Source organism: Ensifer sp. Root1252, from assembly GCF_001425885.1.
Classification (GTDB): Bacteria; Pseudomonadota; Alphaproteobacteria; order Rhizobiales; family Rhizobiaceae; genus Ensifer; species Ensifer canadensis.
The window spans coordinates 22,434-41,368 of the sequence record NZ_LMDT01000002.1 but is presented as its reverse complement, the minus strand read 5'-3'; the positions used below and the strand labels follow the sequence as shown (position 1 = coordinate 41,368).

The window sequence follows — 18,935 nt, the reverse complement described above, 5'->3', positions numbered from 1 at the left end:
ATCACATCCTTGAAAGATTTGTCGGGCGTCAGCCTAGGCAACTGCCATCATCGACTGGAACGCCTCGTAGGCGGCCAGAACCGTCTCCCGTTGCGCGCCATGGCCGGCAACGAAGGCGTCGCCATAGATGGTTTCGTCGGGATATTCCGTGATCAGCGTCAGCGGCGCCTTGTGGCGATCGTCGACGGAGATCATGCAGGGGAAGCCGTTGATGATGCGGAAGCCGGTTTCGCCCGCATGGGTTTCGTAAAGCGCGATCTGCTGATCATTGTAGGCGAGAAGACCGGGCACAGTGGCGAGTCGAGCCGTCACCGCTTCGATCAGCTGTTCGGCACGCGCTTCCCAATCGGCGTGGTGGCGCATGATCAGGAAGAAGCCCTTCGGCAGCGTCCACATGGCAAAGCCGCGCGGCACATAGCCGGACAGCGGCCGTGTCCACTCGTGCGATGGGTAGCCGTGCAGGTTGACATGAAGCTCGGCGCCCGACAGGGCTTCGGCCTCGTTGCGGATCGCCCGCTCGTTGAGGGCAGCGCCGGCACGATATTCAAGATCGTCGCCAAGTGCAGTGTAGCGGGCGGCGTGATGCATGTGCAGCGGGTTGTCGGCACGCAACCGATGGTGAACGGCATAACCGTCGGGGTTTTCGAGCGGAGATATCGTGAAGTGCGTGCCGGGGAGAGTGGCCAGCGTCTGAGCCGCGCGCAATGCGCCGACGATGCCGGTGGTCTCGTTGGGGTGCTGGCCGCCGCTGATCATCACGGCAGCATCGGTGCCCTTGTGATAGCGCGCCTTGACCGGGCGTCCCGCCCGCGAATGCGCCTGGAAGGGTTGGCCTTCGATCTTTTCCAGTTCGGCATGGATCTGCGCAACCGCGAGCGGTGCCTGAGCCGTGTCGAGAGGTTGGATTTCGCCGTCGGCGTCCGTCGTGGCGAGCAGCCGTGTTTCGACACGGACCGTGGGTTTGCCATCGGCAAAGACGATTTCGGGGACGATCTGGCCGGGTTTCAGGCCACGGTCGCCCAACGGACGGCCCGACTTCTTCTGGAAGACTTCGAGCAGCGAGAAATAGAAGTCCTCATGCATCGCTTCGCGCAGGCTGACGACCTCTTCGCCGACCGGCAGCTGCAGATCGTTGATCGGCAACGTCGCACGGATGTTGAGTTCGTCGAAATAGGGTTCGCTGTCGCCCCAGCCGTGCTCGGCGATTGCACGCATGGCGCCTGCAAACAGCCGCTCATAGTCAGTTTCGAGGTGGCATTCCCGCCGCTTGCTGCTGCTGTCGTCGAGACGGACCCAGCCGGTCGGAGACAGGAGTGTTTCGCCGATGAAATCGGTGTGCTGGCGGTTGGGCGCAAACACCGTATGGGCTTCCGTGCATCCGTCGGCAAAGGTCAGCGCGACGTCGTAGGTTAGTGCCGTATCGCTGCCGCCGACAAAGACGATCTCGGCGTCGCCGACGAGCGCTGCCAGCGGATAGGCTTCGAGCAGGAAGCGGTTCGCCGGGCAGTTTTCGGGCTGCGGATAGCGGATATCGACGCGCTTCAGTGCCTTGCGGTCGACCTCCTCGAGAAAGAAGTGCAAGAGCGGCTTGTAGGCGCTCCTGAGCTTTGCCTCGACGCCGAAGGCACCAAGCTTCTGCTCGGCCGCCCTGCGGCTTTCGCGATCATCGAAGAGCCATGCCTCCAGCCGGGTGCCGCGAGCAACCTCCTTGCCATAGGTTGCGAGCATGGTGTCGAGCGTGCGCTCGAACGTCCCTTCGAAAATTGTGGTCATCGTGAAGTTCTGCCTGTTGGGTCGAGACTGTCGCGCAGCCAGTCGCCGAGAAGGTTGAGGCCAAGGACGGTAAGAAGGATTGCAAGGCCTGGGAAGACGCTGACCCACCAGGCGTTCTGCAGGTAGGTGCGGCCGTCGGCGAGCATGCCGCCCCAGCTCGGGATCAGCGGGTCGACGCCGAGGCCGAGGAAGGTCAGGCTGCTCTCGAGCAGGATGTTGTTGGCAACGTTGAGCGTCATCAACACGATGACCGGGCCGATCAGGTTCGGCAGCAGATGCTGGAACAGGATCTTCACATCGCGAACGCCGATGGCGCGGGCCGACTGGATGAACTCCCGTTCGCGCAGCGACAGCACCGAGCCGCGCACGAGACGGGCATATTGCACCCATTGCGAGATGATCAGTAGCACGATCGTGTTGGTCAGCCCGCCGCCGACGATGGCGATGAAGGTGATGGCGAGCAGGATGAAGGGCAGCGCCAGCTGCACGTCGGCAAATCGCATGACGACCATGTCCCAGAAGCCGCGATAGTAGCCGGAGACGAGGCCCATCACCACGCCGATTACGACGGCACCGGCTACCGAGGTGAAGCCGACGAGCAGGGAAATCTTGCCGCCGGCAACGACGCGAGCAAGCACGTCACGGCCGAGCGGGTCGGTGCCGAGCGGATGTGCCCAGTTGACGAAGGGCGGCGTCAGCCGCGCCATCAGATCGATTTTGTCGGCGCCGCCCGGAAAGAGCACACCTGACAAGAGAACAGCGAGGCACATGCCGCCGGCAAGCAGCGCGCCGAGGATGAATTCGAGGTTGCGGAAACGGGCGAAACGGGTGTTTGCGGCCTTGGTGGTCATCGGCTCACTCCGTCCGGATGCGCGGGTCGACGAGGCCATAGGCGATGTCGACGATGAGGTTAACGCCGACGATCATCAGCGAGAGCACGGTGATGACGGCCTGCAGCACGGGATAGTCGCGGGCGCCGACGGCGTCGAAGGCGAGGGTGCCCATGCCCGGCCAGTTGAACACGCGCTCCACGACGACGATGCCGCCGAGAAGACCGCCGAACTGGAGGCCGAAATAGGTGATGAGCGGGATGGCACAGTTACGCAGCGCATGCTTGTAGAGCACCTTGCTTTCGCTGAGGCCCTTGGCGCGGGCCACCATGATGTATTGCGACTGCAGGGTTTCGAGCATCGCCGTGCGCACCAGGCGGACATTGGTTGCCGTCAGGATGATGCCCATGGTGACAGCCGGCATGATGAAGCTCGCAAACCCGTCCATGCCGCTCGGCGGCAGCCATTTGAGCGTGATCGAAAACAACAGCACCAGCATGATCGCCAGCCAGAAGTTCGGGAAGGACAGGCCAACGAGCGAGAGGATGCGGATCGCCTGATCAGCCCATTTGCCGCGGGCGACAGCCGCCTTGATGCCGAGCGGGATCGAAATGATGATCGAAACGATGAGTGACGCGAAGGCCAGCATCATCGTTGCCGGCAGGGCGGCGGCAATCAGCTGCGAGACCGGGGTGCCGCCCATGAACGAGCGGCCGAAATCCAATGTGAACAGGCCTTTGATGAAGGCAAAATACTGCGTCATGAAGGGTTGGTTGAGGCCGAGCGCCTCGCGGATGCGCGAGAGGTCTTCCTCGGTGACGCTACCCGCACCTTGGGCGAGCATCAGTGCCGGGTCGCCCGTCAGGCGGATGGCAAAGGAGACGATGAGCGTTACGACGAAAACAACGAACACCGCCTGCAGAACACGTTTGATCAAAAATCCGGCCAACTTACCCGCCCTTCATGAAAACGACCCGCCGCTCGCTATTGGGGAGCGGCGGATCTGATTGTTACTCGACCGTGACGTCCGTCAGCCGCAGGCGGCTGTCGGGAACAGGCGTGAAGTTCTTGACGCGCTTGCTCACGCCGAAGATGGCGTTGAGGTTGTAGAGCGGCATTTCCAGCGCGCGGTCGGCGGCGTAGTTGGCGATCTGCTTGAGGATTTCCTCGCGCTTGGGCTGATCGGTGATTGAACGCTGGGATTCGAGCAGCTTGTCGAGTTCGGCGTCGCTGTCGTACGGGTTCCACTTTTCACCCGAGTGGTACATCGAGTAGGCCGTGTTGTCGTAATCGAGCGTCCAGCCGCCCCAGGCCTGCTGGAACATCGCGCCCGTCTTGCCGGCCGGAATGATGTCGTTCAACAGAACGTTGGTTTCGTAAGGCTTGATCGTCGCGTTGATGCCGACGAGCTGCAGGTAGCTGGCGACGGCCTGAACAACTTCGTTGAAGGTTGCGTCGTTGCCGCGCACGTCGATCTGGACGGAAGCACCCGGCGCGACGCCCGCTTCCTTCAACAGCGCCTTCGCCTGCTCCGGATCGTATGGCAACGGCTTCATGCTTGGGTCGAAGCCGAACGACAGTTCGCCCTGGAAGCTGGCGATCGGAGCGGCCTGGCCGCCGAGGATCGACTGGATGATGGTGTCGCGGTCGACGCCGAGGATCAGCGCCTTGCGGACCTTCGGATCCTTGGTGATGCCGTCGCGGGTGTTGAAACGCAGCGCATAGACGGTCGGGCCGGGGGTCGAGACGAGTTCGAGCTTGTCGTCACCCTCGATCGTCGGGATCATGCCGATCGGGATGGTCGGCGGGATGACGAGATCGACGCGGCCGGCCTGCAATTCGGCAACGGCGGTTGCCGGCTCGGCGATGAAGCGGAAGTCGAGGTTGGAAAGCTTCGGTGCGCCGCCCCAATGATCGGCGAAGGCTTCGAGCTTGATCGCCACCTTCGGCTCATAGGAGACGAATTTGAATGGGCCGGTACCGACAGGATGGGTGTTGAAATAGTCCTCACCCTTTTCCTGGATGTATTTCGGCGGCACGATCATCGCGCCGTAGCCGGCGAGCTTGGTCAGTAGAACAGGATCCGGTGACTTCAGGTGGAGATCGACAGTCTTCTCGTCGACGATCTCGACACGCTCGATGACCGCATAGTTGGATTTCTGTGGCCCCTTGGAGCCTTCTTCGCCGAGCAGGCGATCGAAGGTGTATTTCACGGCTTCGGCGTTGAAAGGCTCGCCATTGTGGAACTTGACGCCTTCGCGCAGCGTGAAGCGCAGGCGCTTGCCGCCGTCGAGCTCTTCCCAGGCGGTTGCAAGGCCTGGAACCAGCTTGCGGTCAGGGCCGCGATAGGTCAGGCCGTCGAAAATGTTGGTGGAGACAGATGCCCAGTTGACGAGGAAGGTGTCGACCGGATCCCAGCTGCCCGGATCCTGTGGCGACGAAACCGTCAATGTGCCGGCGGCAAAGGCCGGCGCGGCCGTCAGAAAGCTGCCAGTCAGCGCAAGCGCGATGAAGGCGGCGTGGATCCCCTTTTTGTTGATCATTTTTTACTCACTCCTGTTTCGACTGCCTTCCCCTGAAAAGAGAAAGCGGCTTTACGCGTCCAGGGCCACGAAATGGCCCGGCGCGATCTCCTTGCGCGGAAGCACCGCGGGTTCTTCTCCGACACGCCGGATCGGGCTCGGGATCTCGCCTTCGATCATCCCCCGGTCGCGCCCCTTGCCGGGATCGGCGACCGGAACGGCCGATAGCAGCCGGCGGGTATAGGGATGGGTCGGGGTTTCGAACACCTGGCGGCGGCTACCGAATTCCATCACCTGGCCGAGATAGAGCACGGCGACGCGGTGGCTCATGCGCTCGACCACGGCCATGTCATGGCTGATGAAGAGATAGGCGAGGCCTTCCTGTTCCTGCAGCTCCATGAACAGATTGATGATCTGGGCCTGGATCGACACGTCGAGCGCCGATAGCGCCTCGTCGGCGATGATGAGCTTGGGCCGGGATGCGAGCGCCCGGGCGATACAGACGCGCTGGCGTTGACCGCCGGAGAACTCATGCGGGTAACGCTCGGCATGGGCGGAGGTCAGCCCCACCCGCTCGAGCAGTTCGTGAACGCGCTTTTCGATTTCCTTGTTGCCAAGGATCAGCCCATGGGTGCGGATCGGTTCGGCAATCGAGAAACCGACGGTCTTGCGCGGGTCGAGTGAGGCGAAGGGATCCTGGAAGATGTACTGGATTTCCTGTTTCAGCCGCTGGCGCTCGGCAAAGCTCATGGCGGAGACCGGGCGTCCGCCGAAGAGGATTTCACCTGAGGTGGCGCTCTGGAGCTGCTGGATTGTACGGCCGATCGTCGACTTGCCGGAACCGGATTCGCCGACAAGTGCCAGGGTCTCGCCCGGGAAAATGTCGAAGCTGACATTTTCAATTGCGTGAACGCGGTGCGTGGCCCTGCCGAAAAGGTTCTTCTTGACGTCAAAGCGTGTAACGAGATCGCGCACGGAGAGGATCGGTGCTGCGTCGTAGCGGGCGGTGCGCTGGATATGCTCTTCGCCCACAAGCTTCGGCGCGCCGTCGATCATCATCGTCAGCGGCATGCGCTTGGGGAAGTCTTCGCCGGTCATGCTGCCGAGCTTCGGCACGGCGGAAAGAAGCGTCTGGGTATAGGGATGCTGTGGATTGGAGAAAATCTCGGCGACCGGGCCTTCCTCGACCTTGCGGCCCTTCCACATGACGACGACATCGTCGGCCATCTCGGCGACGACGCCCATGTCGTGGGTGATGAAGATTACCGCCATGCCGAGCTCCTTCTGGAGGTCGCGGATGATGGTGAGGATCTGTGCCTGGATGGTCACGTCGAGCGCCGTCGTCGGCTCGTCGGCAATCAAAAGCTTGGGGCGACAGGCAAGCGCCATGGCGATCATCACGCGCTGGCGCATGCCGCCGGAGAGCTGGTGCGGATAACGGCCGACGAGCTCGGTGGAATCGGGCAGCCGCACCATGTCGAGCAGCCGGCACGTTTCAGTGAGTGCTTCGGCTTTCGTCATCTTCTCGTGCAGCATCAGCACTTCGGCGATCTGGTCGCCGATCGTGAACACCGGATTGAGCGACGTCATCGGCTCCTGGAAGATCATGGCGATCTCCTTGCCGCGAATGCTGCGCATCGCTTTCTGCGGTTCGGCCGTCAGGTTCACCGCGCCGTTCTTGCCCTGGAACAGGATGCGACCGGTGGGGAACTTACCTCCCATCATGTCGGCAAGCCGCATGATCGAAAGCGAGGTCACCGATTTGCCGGAGCCCGATTCGCCGACGATTGCCAGCGTCCGTCCCGCCGTGACCGAAAAGCTCAGGTCTTCGACGACGGCATTGCCATTGAAGGCGACGGACAGGTTTTCCACGGCCAGCAGCGGGGGTGTCGTATCAGCGGTCACGCGATCTTCCTTGTCACAATGTGGTCGCGGCACGCGCGGACTGTTCATAGGCCCCCGACATGAAGCGCAGCACAGCGGCGATTTCCGAGAGTGTCTCCTCGGAAGGGCGGGCATTGGCCGTCGAGGTCACGAGCAGGCGCTCGCGGATTTGCGCATAACGGGTGCAGGCTTCCGCGCCCTTGTCGGTGATCTGGATGGTCTTTTCCTTGCCCGCCTTGCCTGTGGTGACAAGGCCGGCCGCCTCGAGCTTGCGGATGGCATAGGTCGCCACATGCGTGTCTTCGATGTCGAGCACGAGGCAGATATCGGCGAGCTTCTTGCCGCGGTCGCGGTGGCGGATCGTATGCAGGATGAGAATTTCTGTGGAGGAAAGGCCGGGCACACCGGCGGCAGCCATGCAGCGCACCATCCAGCGATGAAACGCGTGAGAAGCGAGAATCAGGCCGTACTCCACTTCCGAGAGCCTTGGGGATCCGCCTTCGGCCAGATGTGCAGAGGAGACGATCGGTCCGATCGCAGACACCGGCTTCATGTGGTCGGGCAGAGCGTCTTGCGCCCACTCCCTCCCTTCATAGCTCTCCTCAGACTTCTTTGTCATTCAGCACTTCCTCATCTTGACGATTTTATGTCATCATTTTATCGACATTTTGTCAACGAACTGCTTTGATGAATTTCGGAGCCGACCCGAGCTGGCGGCAGACGAGTGAGAGGGATGGACGATGAGCGCACGCGAAACCGGCAGCTGGGACTTCTGGATCGACCGTGGCGGCACCTTCACCGACGTGATCGGCAGGGACCCGCAAGGCGTTCTGCATGCGCGCAAGGTGTTGTCGGAGAATCCGGAAGCCTATCGTGATGCGGCCGTGCACGGCATCCGCCTGCATCTTGGCCTGCCGACCGGCACGCCGATCCCGACCGGGCTCATCAGCGAAGTGCGTATGGGCACGACGGTCGCGACCAATGCGCTGCTTGAGCGCAAGGGCGAACCGCTCGCACTGGTGACGACGCGCGGTTTCCGTGACGCGCTCAGGATCGGTTACCAGGAGCGCAAGAACATCTTCGCCACCGAAATCATCAAGCCGGAAGCGCTCTACAAGGATATCGTAGAGCTCGGCGAACGGGTCCTGGCTGACGGCACGGTCGAGCAGGCACTGGATGAGGCCGAGGCGCGCCAGGCGCTGACGGCGCTTCGCGACCAGGGTTACAACACCGTCGCGATCGTCTTCATGCACGCCTATAAATATCCGGAGCACGAGGCGCTGGTTGCTCGGCTTGCCCGCGAAATGGGCTTCGAGCAGGTGTCGGTCAGCCACGAAGTCTCGCCGCTGATCAAATATGTCGGTCGCGGCGATACCACCGTCATCGACGCCTATCTCTCGCCGGTGCTGCGCCGCTATGTGGCGCAGGTGTCGAGCGAACTCGACGTCGAGCGCTCCGGCGCGCGCGTCATGTTCATGATGTCGTCGGGTGGCCTGACGGCCGCCGACATGTTCCAGGGCAAGGATGCGATCCTCTCCGGTCCGGCTGGCGGTGTTGTCGGGTTGGCGAAAACCGGTGAAGCGGCCGGTTTCGACCGCGTCATCGGCTTCGACATGGGCGGCACCTCTACCGACGTTGCCCATTTCGACGGCGAATACGAGCGCGCCTTCGAAACCGAAGTCGCCGGCGTGCGCGTGCGCGCGCCGATGATGCTGATCCACACGGTTGCCGCCGGCGGCGGTTCGATCCTGCATTTCGACGGCGAGCGCTTCCGCGTCGGACCGGATTCCGCCGGCGCCAATCCGGGCCCTTCCTGCTATCGCAACGGCGGCCCGCTTGCGGTCACAGACGCCAATGTGATGCTTGGCAAGCTGATGCCGGAATTCTTCCCGGCGCTGTTCGGGCCGGAGCAGAACGAGCGTCTCGATGTCGAGACGGTGCGTGAGCGTTTCGCCGCGATGGCCGCCGAAATCGGCGATGGCCGGGCGCCTGAGGATGTTGCCGACGGTTTCATCCGCATTGCGGTCGCCAACATGGTCGAGGCGATCAAGAAGATCTCGGTCCAGCGCGGCTATGACGTGACGCGCTATGCGCTCAGCTGCTTCGGCGGCGCAGGCGGCCAGCACGCCTGCCTTGTCGCCGACCAGCTCGGGATGAAGAGCATTCTGGTGCATCCTATGTCCGGCCTGCTGTCGGCCTATGGCATGGGCCTTGCCGATATCCGCGCCACCCGTCAGAAGGCGCTCGGCGTTGCGCTCGACGACAAGGCGCCTTCGGCGCTTGCCGAGCTTGGGTCCGAACTGCAGGTCGAATGCCTCGGCGAACTCGAAGCACAGGGCATCGCCCGCGACGAGATCCGCACCCATCTTCGCGCCCATATCCGCTATGCCGGCACCGACACGGTCCTGGCTGTCGATGCGACCTTTCCCGGGCATGACGATATCGCCCGCCTGCGCGCCGAATTCGAGACCTTGCACAAGCGCCGCTACGGCTTCGTCGCCGACAACAAGGCGCTGGTGATCGACGCTGTCGAGGTCGAAACCGTCGGCGGCGGCGCTGCCCAGATGGAAGGTGAAGGCTTGGTGACGACGGCAGGCGCCCCCGCGCTTAGCCGCAGCACCCGCTTCTATTCCCAGGGCCAGTTCCACGATGCGCCGGTGGCGCTTCGCTCCGAGATCAAGCCCGGTCAGCGCCTCGACGGTCCGGCGATCATCATCGAGCCGAACCAGACCGTGATCGTCGAGGACGGCTGGCAGGCGGAACTGACGGCCAAGGACCATATCGTGCTTCGCCGCGTCAAGGCGCTGCCGGCGCGCAGCGCGATCGGCACCAAGGCCGATCCGGTCATGCTCGAGATCTTCAACAATCTCTTCATGTCGATCGCCGAGCAGATGGGCGTGACGCTGCAGAACACCGCCTATTCGGTGAACATCAAGGAGCGTCTCGACTTCTCCTGCGCGGTCTTCGACAACAGGGGCAATCTCGTCGCCAATGCGCCGCACATGCCGGTGCATCTGGGCTCCATGGATGCCTCTGTCGCAACTGCGATCCGCGAGAACCCGGTTATTCACCCCGGCGACGTCTTCCTGATCAATGCGCCCTACAACGGTGGCACGCATCTGCCCGACCTGACCGTCTGCACGCCCGTGTTCGACGACCAGGGTAGGGAGATCCGTTTCTGGGTTGCAAGCCGCGGCCATCATGCCGATATCGGCGGTATCTCGCCCGGCTCGATGTCGCCGCTTGCGACCAACATCGAGGAGGAAGGCGTCTATATCGACAACTTCAAGCTCATTGATGCCGGCCGCTTCTGCGAGGCCGAACTTGAGGCGTTGCTCAATGGCGCGCGCTATCCGGTTCGCAACATCGTGCAGAACGTCAACGACCTGAAGGCGCAGGTTGCCGCCAACGAAAAGGGCGTGGCGGAACTCAAGAAGATGATCGCGCAGTTCGGCGAGGATGTCGTTGAGGCCTATATGGGCCACGTCCAGGACAATGCCGCCGAAAGCGTGCGCCGCGTCCTCGACCAACTGCCTAACGGCGAATTCTCCTACGAGATGGATCAGGGCTGCAAGATCGTGGTGAAGATCACCGTCGATCGTGACAAGCGCGAGGCCACGGTCGACTTCACCGGCACGTCGGAACAGCGTTCGGACAATTTCAATGCGCCCGCTCCGGTCACTCGGGCGGCGGTGCTTTATGTCTTCCGCGTTCTCGTCGAGGCCGATATCCCGATGAACGCCGGTTGCCTCAGGCCGATCCACATCGTCATCCCGGAAGGCACGATGCTGACCCCGCGTTATCCCGCAGCGGTCGTTGCCGGCAATGTCGAAGTCAGCCAGGCTGTCACCAACTGCCTCTTCGGTGCCGTCGAAAGCCAGGCAGGCGCTCAAGGCACGATGAACAATCTGACCTTCGGCAACGCGCACTACCAGTATTACGAGACGATCTGCTCGGGCGCGTCGGCGGGGCCGGGTTACAATGGCGCCGATGCGGTCCACACCCATATGACCAATTCGCGTCTGACCGATCCGGAAATTCTTGAGACCCGCTTCCCGGTGGTGCTGGAGGACTTCCACATCCGCCGCGGCTCCGGCGGCAAGGGTAAGTGGTCGGCCGGCGACGGCACGAAGCGCACCATTCGTGCCCGGGAAAAGCTCGATTTCGCGATCCTTTCCGGTCACCGCCGTGTTGCGCCCTTCGGTATCAAGGGCGGTGAGCCCGGCAATCTCGGCCAGAACCTCGTCCGTCGCAACGACGGGCGAACCGAGGAACTGTCTGGCTGCGCCCATACGGTTCTGGAAGCCGGCGAGGCCTTTACCGTCGTCACGCCCACGGGCGGCGGCTACGGCAAGAAATGATCTCCCAAGACTGCTGCGGCGGTCTGCGGGCGGGCGAGAAATCGCCCGCCCGCTTTGCGTTTGAAAGGCCGTTCGGATGGGCGCCGCCTTGGCCGGGCCGATCCTGATGTTGCTGTTTTAACGCTAATTTAAATTCGCAATTACTAAGTATCTCTCGGTCGGTGCGCTTGAGATCTCCGCCTCCTCCCTCGGAGCGCGCGCAACATTCCGGGTCTCCTCCCACCGGTTTGGCCGACCATGTCCTCGAAAACCAGCGCGATCGCGACATCACAGGAGTCACGGCAGTGACGTTCAAGAATTTATCGATATTGACCAAGGTCGGCCTCGTGGTCGTGGTCATGGGCATTTCGTCAACCCTGATCGCCCTTGCCGGTGCGCGCGGGCTCTCTTCACTCGGAACGACGATCGTCGAAGTCGGCGCCCGCGAAGAAGCCGCGCGCGAGGCGATGGACCTCAGGGTCGATATCATCGCCATCAGCCGCATGACCTATCAACTTGCGGCAACGCCCGGTAAGGCTTCGGAGTTCGGTGCGGAAACGGAAACGCGCGCCGCTGAAATGCTCGCTCGCGTCACCAAGATCGAGCTGGTCGCCGACGATGCCGAGGACAAGCTTCTCAACGACATCCGCACGACGCTGAACAGCTACTTCGACGAGATCCGCGCAATGATTGCCGTCGCCGGATCGAATGGCGCCGACGCCGCTGCCGTCAAGGCCGCGCTCGACAAGGCGCTCGACGCCCAGAAGACCGTGACGTCCGCCGTCAAGGCCTACAGCACCTATTCCGGCGATGCTCTTGCCGCTGCTCGCGCCGAGGCGCTCGAATCTTCCTCCGTCGCGATGACGATCCTCTTGGCTGCAGCCGGCGCCTGTATCGTCTTCGGCGTGGCCGTCAGCCTGCTCGTCGCGCGCCGCGGCATCGTGCTTCCGGTGCAAACGCTGACGTCGATCATGAGCGAACTTGCCGACGGCAAGCTTGATGGCGATGGCGCTGACTCTTCACGCCGCGACGAGATCGGCGAGATGGGCCGCGCCGTCGAAGTCTTCCGCAAGAATGCCATCAGCATGCGCGACATGAAGGCCCAGGAGGCGGTGCTGCATGCACGCAGCAGCGATCTCCAGTCCAATATCAGCATCGTCGTTGCCGCTGCCGTTGCCGGCGATTTCACCGGCCGTATCACCAAGGACTACGATAACGAGGACCTCAACCGCTTTGCCGCCAGCGTCAACGAGCTGGTATCGAGCGTCGATTTGACGGTCAACGAGGTCCGCCGCGTCGTGGCAGCACTCGCAGACGCCGACCTGACGCAATCCATGCGCGGTGAATTCCACGGCGCGTTCGCCGAGCTTCAGACCAACGTCAACGCCACGATGGTGACCCTGCGCTCGACGATGCAGAACGTCCGTACTGCGGCGGGCACGATCAACGACAATTCGGTGGAGTTGAGCTCGGCGGCTAACGATTTGTCGAAGCGCACCGAGCAACAGGCGGCAGCTCTCGAAGAGACAGCGGCGGCCCTCGACGAAATCACCTCGACGGTCCGGACCGCGTCTGCGCGGGCCAATGAGGCGCACGAGATGGTGCGCACCACCAAGGAGAGCGCCGGACGCTCGGGTGCGATCGTGCGCAGCGCAATCGACGCCATGGGCCGCATCGAGGATTCGTCGAACCGGATCAACCAGATCATCTCGGTGATCGACGAGATAGCCTTCCAGACCAATCTACTGGCGCTCAACGCTGGCGTCGAGGCCGCCCGGGCCGGCGAGGCCGGACGCGGCTTTGCCGTCGTCGCCCAGGAAGTCCGCGAGTTGGCGCAGCGCTCGGCGAACGCCGCCAAGGAGATCAAGACGCTGATCCACAGCTCCGCAAGCGAGGTCGAAAACGGCGTGTCGCTGGTGCGCTCGACCGGCGAGGCGCTGTTGGAGATCGAGACCCTGGTCAACAATGTCAGCGGCCACGTCAATACGATCGCGACCGCCGCACGCGAACAGGCAACCGCACTGCAGGAGATCAATACCTCGGTCAACCACATGGACCAGATGACCCAGCAGAATGCGGCAATGGTTGAAGAAACGACGGCTGCGAGCGGAACGCTCGCCGAAGAAAGTCGCCAGCTCCGCACGATGCTGGCGAAGTTCAAGCTGGAAGGTGTTGCAACGCGCGAAAGCTGGAGCCGCGCTGCCTGACGAAGCGGCCCCGAGCAAGAGAGAAGGGTCGGCGTCGCCGGCCCTTCTGTCATTTCATTCGCTCGACTGCCCTACGCCTCCGGGGCATAGCCGAAGACGACGGCAGGATTTTCCGCGGTTTCGACCCAGACGCTCTTTGTCTGGGTGTAGGCGAGCAGCGCGTCGCGGCCGCTGGAGCGGCCGTATCCGGAGCGGCCGAAGCCGCCGAAGGGCGACATCACGCTGATCGTCTTGTAGCCATTGATCCAGAACGTGCCGGCGCGCACGCGCGCGGCCATGCGGTGGGCTCGCCCGACGTCCCGTGTCCACACAGCGCCCGCGAGACCGTAAGGGTTGTTGTTGGCAAGCGCCACCGCTTCTTCCTCGTCGTCAAAGACCGTGACGCCGACGACCGGGCCGAAGACTTCCTCGCGCGCGATGGTCATGTCGGGCTTGACGTTGTCGAGGATGGTCGGGGCAAAGAAGAAGCCGCCGGAGGACGAAAGCGCTGCGGGCTTGGCGCCGCCGGTTGCAAGCGTTGCGCCTTCGGCAACACCCTGGCGCACCATCTCGTCGATCTTTGCCCATTGGCGGGCATTGTTGATCGGGCCAATCTGGGTGGCGTCGAGATAGGGATCGCCGACCGGGATGCGTTCGGCGGCGCGGGCATAACGCTCGACGAATTGCTGATGCACCGAGCGGTGGATCAACAGACGGGAACCGGCAACGCAGCTCTGGCCGGCGCCCGAGAAGATGGCCGACTGCGCGCCGACGATCGCCCGGTCGACATCCGCATCGGCAAAGACGATGTTGCCGGACTTGCCGCCGAGTTCGAGAATGCAGGGCACGACGTTCTTCGCAGCTGCTGCCGCAATCGCAGATCCGGCCTGGGCCGAGCCGACGAAGACGACGAGCGCTGTCTGCTGATGGGCAACCATCGCGGCGCCTGCGGTCACGCCCTGGCCGGCGATGACGTTGACGAGTCCGCGCGGTGCGCCGCCCGCCTCGCAAAGTGCTCCGAGGACAAGCGTGCTGAGCGGCGTCAGCTCCGACGGTTTGATCACGACGCCGTTGCCGGCGCAGATCGCCGGTGCGATCTGCCAGCCGCCGGTAAAGAGCGGCGCGTTCCAGGGCGTGATCTGGGCAACGACGCCGACCGGTTCGTGCCTGATGTAGTTCAGGTGTGAGGTCGGGACCGGAATGACCTCGCCGTGCAGCTTGTCGCACCAGCCGGCATAATATTCGAACATCTCGGCGACCCGCAGCGCTTCGCCGCGGATATCGCGGATCGGCCGGCCAGCGGAACGGCTTTCGAGCTCGGCCAGTTCCGGTGCGCGCTCACGGATCTTGCGGGCGATCTCGTTCATCACCCGGCCGCGGGCGGATGCCGTCATGGCCATCCACTCGCGCTGCGCCCGCGTCGCCGCTTCCATGGCCGCATCGATGACGTCGTTGCCGGCGTCCTTGAACGTGGCAAAAACCTCGCCGGTCGCCGGGTCGGTCAGGTTCTGCTCAGGCCCGGAGCCTGCCACCAGCACGCCGTCGACATAGCTTCCGATCTCGCTGCCGGGCAGGAAGCCATGAAACAGCGCGCGGATGCGCTCGGCCTTCGCGGCCGGCATGGTCATGTCGTTCATCGTCTTCCCCTTGTCGTCTCAGTTGTCGTTGGCCGCGGCGCGAAAGGCGCCCATGCGGGTGAAGTCGTCGGCATTGTCGAGCGGGCTTTCGGCCCAGAGCCGAGCGACTGCCGCCGAAAGCGGCAGTGCGGCGCCGGTGCGGGCGGCAAGCTCACTTGCAAGCCGCACGTCCTTGCGCATCAGGCCCATGGTGAAGCCGCTGTCGAAGCGGTCGTTCATCACCCAGGTCGGGAAATGCACTTCGCTGATCATCGATTTGCCCGAGGCGGCGTTCAGCACCTTGAGCGCCTGTTCGGGCTCTAGCCCTGCCGAAAGCGCCAGCTTCAGGCCCTCGCCCGTCGTCACCATATGGGCGGCTGCAAGCAAGTTGTTGACGAGCTTGGCGACATTGCCGGCACCGCTTGGGCCCACATGCAGGGCCTTGGCCGCCATCGCATCGATCACCATTTTCGCGCGGGTAACATCGGCGTCACTGCCGCCGATCATCATCGTCAGCATGCCGCTTGCAGCACCCGCCGGCCCGCCCGAGACGGGCGCATCGAGGAAACCGTGGCCAAGTGCGTTGAGACCGGCGGCGAGATCGCTCGAAACGTCGGGTTCCGACGTCGACGTGTCGATGATGACGACACGGTCGTCGGCAGCCTTCAGGGCGTCAAGATTGGCCTCGACGACGGCTGCGACGTCCTTGGCGGTCGGCAGCGAGAAAACGATGAAATCGGTATCGACGAAGACGTCGGCAAGCGTTTCGCAAGGCGTCACACCGCCTTCGGCCGCCAGCTTGCGTCTGCCGTCGGAAAGGTCGAAGCCCTTCACCGCAAAGCCGTTGCTGGCGAGCGTGGTCGCCATGCCGAGCCCCATGGCTCCAAGCCCGACCACGCCTATCGCTCTCTCTTTCGTCGTCATATCCGGTGTCACCCTCAGCGTTTGTTTTGGTGCTGAGAAGGTGGCACGGGGTATCCGGGGCGGGTAGACGGCGGGGCCGGTACACTGCGTTGCTGGCGCCGCAACGTCGGTGGTTCAGCGGATGCCGGCCCGAGGCATCGAGCGTTTCCGGTTTTGGCGGAGTGGCAGAAACGCCCGATCCCTTTGCTTTAGGCATTCCCGACGGAAAACCGCTTGGCTCTTTTCCTGGAAATGCTCCAATCGTCAGATTGTCACGACGATCTTGCCGAACTGTTCGTTCGTCTCGAGATAGCGATGCGCCTCGACGATCTGCTCGAACGGAAAGGTCCTGGCGATGACCGGTTGCAACGAACCTGAGGTCAGCCCGTCGAGGATGAAGGCCTTGGCCGCCTCCAGCCGCTGGGGATTACCGATGATCTCGTGGACGAGGTAACCACGCAACGTCAGCGTCTTGCTGAGGACGGCAAACAGCGGAAAAGGCGTGGGCTCAGGGCTGAGGCCGCCATATTCGATCAGGATGCCGCCATGTGACATCGCCGCCGTCAGCGGTTCGAATATCGGCCCGCCGATCGGGTCGAATACCACGTGGATGCCCTGCGGACCGGCAATCTCCTTCAGTCGGGCTTCCAGGTCTTCCTCCGCTGAGGCGATCACATGGGCTGCGCCGAAATCGAGCAAGGCCTGCTTCTTGGCAGAGGTTCGCGTGACGGCAATTGCGGTTGCGCCGACCAGGTTGGCGATCTGGATGGCCGCCAATCCGACACTGCTCGAGGCGGCGGTGATCACGACCAAATCTTGCCTGCCGAGCTTGGCGATGTCGATCAGGGCGCCATAGGCCGTGAGATATTGCATCCAGACGGCTGCTGCCGCTTCCCAGTTGAGCGACGGCGGATGCTTGACCACCTGCGCGGCAGGGACGGTGACCAGCTCACCATAGGCGGGCCAGCGGACCATCGATATCGGCGGAATGATGCTGACGGCGTCGCCTGGCGCGAAACCGTCGACCCCGCCGCCAATCGTTTCGATCACCCCCGCAGCCTCGAGGCCAAGACCGGACGGCAATGTCGGCGTCTCGATGTACCGGCCCGAGCGCAGCAGCGCCTCGGCGCGATTGAGGCCAAGGGCCTTGACGCGAATCTGGACCTCGCCGGTACCGGGTCCGGCAACATCGTGATCCTCAATGCGCAGAACCTCCGGACCACCATGCTCATGAAAACGAACGACGCGTGCCATCAGCCATAAACTCCGTAATGATTGAACTGAATAAGCTATGCGCGTCGGCTGGAATTCGATAAATGTCGGATTTGGCAGAGCAGTAGAAACCAGGAGTTTCGAATATGGATCGCCTTACGAGCATGGCGGTGTTCGTCAAAGCCGTGGATCTCGGCTCGTTTGCGGCCGCCTCGGAAGCGCTCGACCTTTCCGGGCCGATGGTCGGCAAGCATGTTCGGTTTCTCGAAGAGCGGCTCGGCGTGCGTCTGATCAACCGCACCACGCGTCGACAGAGCCTGACCGAATTCGGCCGCGCCTACTATGATCGCTGTCGTGTCATCCTTGCGGAGGCCGAAGCGGCGGACGCACTTGCGGCCGATCAGCTTTCCGAGCCGCGCGGTCGGTTGCGCGTCACCATGCCGGCGCTGCTCGGCCGGCGGTGCGTCGCGCCCATTCTCATGGAGTTTGCCCGGAAATATCCAAGGCTCGAGCTTGAGCTCTCCTTCGGCGATCGCATCGCCGATCTCGCCGAGGACGGTTACGATCTTGCCATCCGCACCGGCACTCTGGAGGACAGGTCCGGGCTGATCGCCCGTCGGCTTGCCAGCCACAGCATGGTTGTGTGCGCATCGCCGTCCTATGTCGAGCGCCATGGCGCCCCGAGACAGATCGACGATCTGGGCCGCCATCATGCGGTGACATATAATCGACCTGGATGGGTGCATCCCTGGCTTTTCCCGCGCGACGGGCAGCAGGTTTTGGAAGTGACGCCCGCCAATCGCTTGCGGCTGGACGATCTCGAGGCCATCGCCGATGCTGCGGCTGCCGGAATGGGGCTGGCCTGGTTGCCGTCGTGGCTCGTTCGCCACCGCATCAAGTCCGGCGTCCTTGTCGAAGTGTTGCAAGGCGAGCCGGGATATGTGTTCGACAACTATGCCCTTTGGTTGCGCACGCTGCACTTGCCGCTGAAAGTCCGTCTTGCGGTCGATGCGCTGGTGGCCGCTTTGCCCACGGCGATGATCTAAGCCGTGAACCCATCAACCGGACGACTGAGATGGGCGTGGATTCCGGCCCGTCCGTTTGGTCAAAGACGGGAACCTGACGTCGGTGGCGGAACGCGCCATGACCATGAGCAGACGACGTATCGAAGGCAACCGCCCGCCGCCATCAGCTTTACGTCAGGTTCAGTCCTTCTTGAACTCGAATAGCTCGATGACGTTGCCCGACGGATCTTCGAGTAGGATGGCGCGGCCGGCACCGCCGTCGCTGATTTCACCGCGGAATCTTGCATCAACGCGGCGCAACCGCTCAATGAGGACATCGACCTCGTTTGTAATGATCATAAATCGGTTCCACCCGCCCGGCTTCGGATCACCGCCGGCCTGACCACCGCTCCCGGCACCTGGGGCGCTGAGATACAGCGTCAGGTCGTCGCGCAGCAGCGCGGCGAACTTGCCCGGGTTGTGCTTGTCGATCTTGAATTCGAGATTGTCTCGATAAAACGCGACCGCCTCGTCGACGTCCGCGACGATGTATCGGACGGATGCCATTCAACCTTCTCCTCTGTCCTGGAGCTACAACGGTCAACTCGCGTAAAGGTTTCCTGTCGGTGGAACTGAGTGCAGAACGGGCCGTCCGGATGCCGGTT

At 63.0% G+C, this 18,935-nt stretch carries 13 protein-coding genes; 3 read left to right on the top strand and 10 right to left on the bottom strand.

Going from position 1 to position 18,935, the window contains the following annotated elements; translation table 11 throughout:
- Nucleotides 1-33 precede the first annotated feature (33 nt).
- From ASD02_RS04700 to ASD02_RS04675, 6 genes are all read right to left on the bottom strand, one after another.
- Nucleotides 34-1,773, bottom strand: a complete 1,740-nt coding sequence (locus ASD02_RS04700; protein ID WP_057221892.1) for a M14 family metallopeptidase — start codon at nucleotides 1,771-1,773, stop codon at nucleotides 34-36.
- A complete protein-coding gene (locus ASD02_RS04695; protein ID WP_057219179.1) occupies nucleotides 1,770-2,624 on the bottom strand; it encodes an ABC transporter permease in 855 nt (284 codons plus the stop codon). Before ASD02_RS04695 ends, ASD02_RS04700 begins: the two co-directional genes overlap by 4 nt.
- Before the next feature lie 4 nt (nucleotides 2,625-2,628).
- A complete protein-coding gene (locus ASD02_RS04690) occupies nucleotides 2,629-3,552 on the bottom strand; it encodes an ABC transporter permease (protein WP_025429288.1) in 924 nt (307 codons plus the stop codon).
- Between the two features lie 61 nt (nucleotides 3,553-3,613).
- The gene (locus tag ASD02_RS04685) at nucleotides 3,614-5,146 is read right to left on the bottom strand and encodes an ABC transporter substrate-binding protein (RefSeq protein WP_057209860.1); all 1,533 of its coding nucleotides are present in this window, start codon (nucleotides 5,144-5,146) and stop codon (nucleotides 3,614-3,616) included.
- A 51-nt stretch (nucleotides 5,147-5,197) separates the two neighbouring features.
- Entirely contained in the window at nucleotides 5,198-7,030 is a 1,833-nt protein-coding gene (locus ASD02_RS04680) for an ABC transporter ATP-binding protein (protein ID WP_057219175.1), read from the bottom strand.
- A gap of 13 nt (nucleotides 7,031-7,043) precedes the next feature.
- Nucleotides 7,044-7,628 carry a winged helix DNA-binding protein gene (locus tag ASD02_RS04675; protein WP_057221891.1) on the bottom strand — a complete coding sequence of 195 codons (585 nt, stop codon included), beginning with the start codon at nucleotides 7,626-7,628 and terminating at the stop codon, nucleotides 7,044-7,046.
- Between the two features lie 121 nt (nucleotides 7,629-7,749).
- Here ASD02_RS04675 and ASD02_RS04670 point away from each other — a divergent pair, with 121 nt between their 5' ends.
- Nucleotides 7,750-11,370, top strand: coding sequence for a hydantoinase B/oxoprolinase family protein (locus tag ASD02_RS04670; RefSeq protein ID WP_057219171.1), 3,621 nt, complete (start codon nucleotides 7,750-7,752; stop codon nucleotides 11,368-11,370).
- A 284-nt stretch (nucleotides 11,371-11,654) separates the two neighbouring features.
- Nucleotides 11,655-13,556: a methyl-accepting chemotaxis protein gene (locus tag ASD02_RS04665; RefSeq protein WP_057219169.1), complete on the top strand. Its 1,902-nt coding sequence runs from the start codon at nucleotides 11,655-11,657 to the stop codon at nucleotides 13,554-13,556.
- Nucleotides 13,557-13,627: 71 nt separating this feature from the next.
- Here ASD02_RS04665 and ASD02_RS04660 read toward each other — a convergent pair whose 3' ends face one another.
- From ASD02_RS04660 to ASD02_RS04650, 3 genes are all read right to left on the bottom strand, one after another.
- Nucleotides 13,628-15,172 (bottom strand): aldehyde dehydrogenase family protein, encoded by a 1,545-nt coding sequence (locus ASD02_RS04660; protein WP_057219167.1) that lies wholly within the window; start codon nucleotides 15,170-15,172, stop codon nucleotides 13,628-13,630.
- An 18-nt stretch (nucleotides 15,173-15,190) separates the two neighbouring features.
- A complete protein-coding gene (locus ASD02_RS04655) occupies nucleotides 15,191-16,075 on the bottom strand; it encodes an NAD(P)-dependent oxidoreductase (RefSeq protein ID WP_057219165.1) in 885 nt (294 codons plus the stop codon).
- A gap of 243 nt (nucleotides 16,076-16,318) precedes the next feature.
- Complete coding sequence (locus ASD02_RS04650) at nucleotides 16,319-17,308, bottom strand: zinc-dependent alcohol dehydrogenase family protein (protein ID WP_057221890.1); 990 nt, start codon at nucleotides 17,306-17,308, stop codon at nucleotides 16,319-16,321.
- 104 nt (nucleotides 17,309-17,412) lie between these two features.
- Here ASD02_RS04650 and ASD02_RS04645 point away from each other — a divergent pair, with 104 nt between their 5' ends.
- Complete coding sequence (locus ASD02_RS04645; protein ID WP_057221889.1) at nucleotides 17,413-18,312, top strand: LysR family transcriptional regulator; 900 nt, start codon at nucleotides 17,413-17,415, stop codon at nucleotides 18,310-18,312.
- A gap of 159 nt (nucleotides 18,313-18,471) precedes the next feature.
- Here ASD02_RS04645 and ASD02_RS04640 read toward each other — a convergent pair whose 3' ends face one another.
- Nucleotides 18,472-18,837 carry a VOC family protein gene (locus tag ASD02_RS04640; RefSeq protein WP_057219157.1) on the bottom strand — a complete coding sequence of 122 codons (366 nt, stop codon included), beginning with the start codon at nucleotides 18,835-18,837 and terminating at the stop codon, nucleotides 18,472-18,474.
- Between the last annotated feature and the right edge of the window lie 98 nt (nucleotides 18,838-18,935).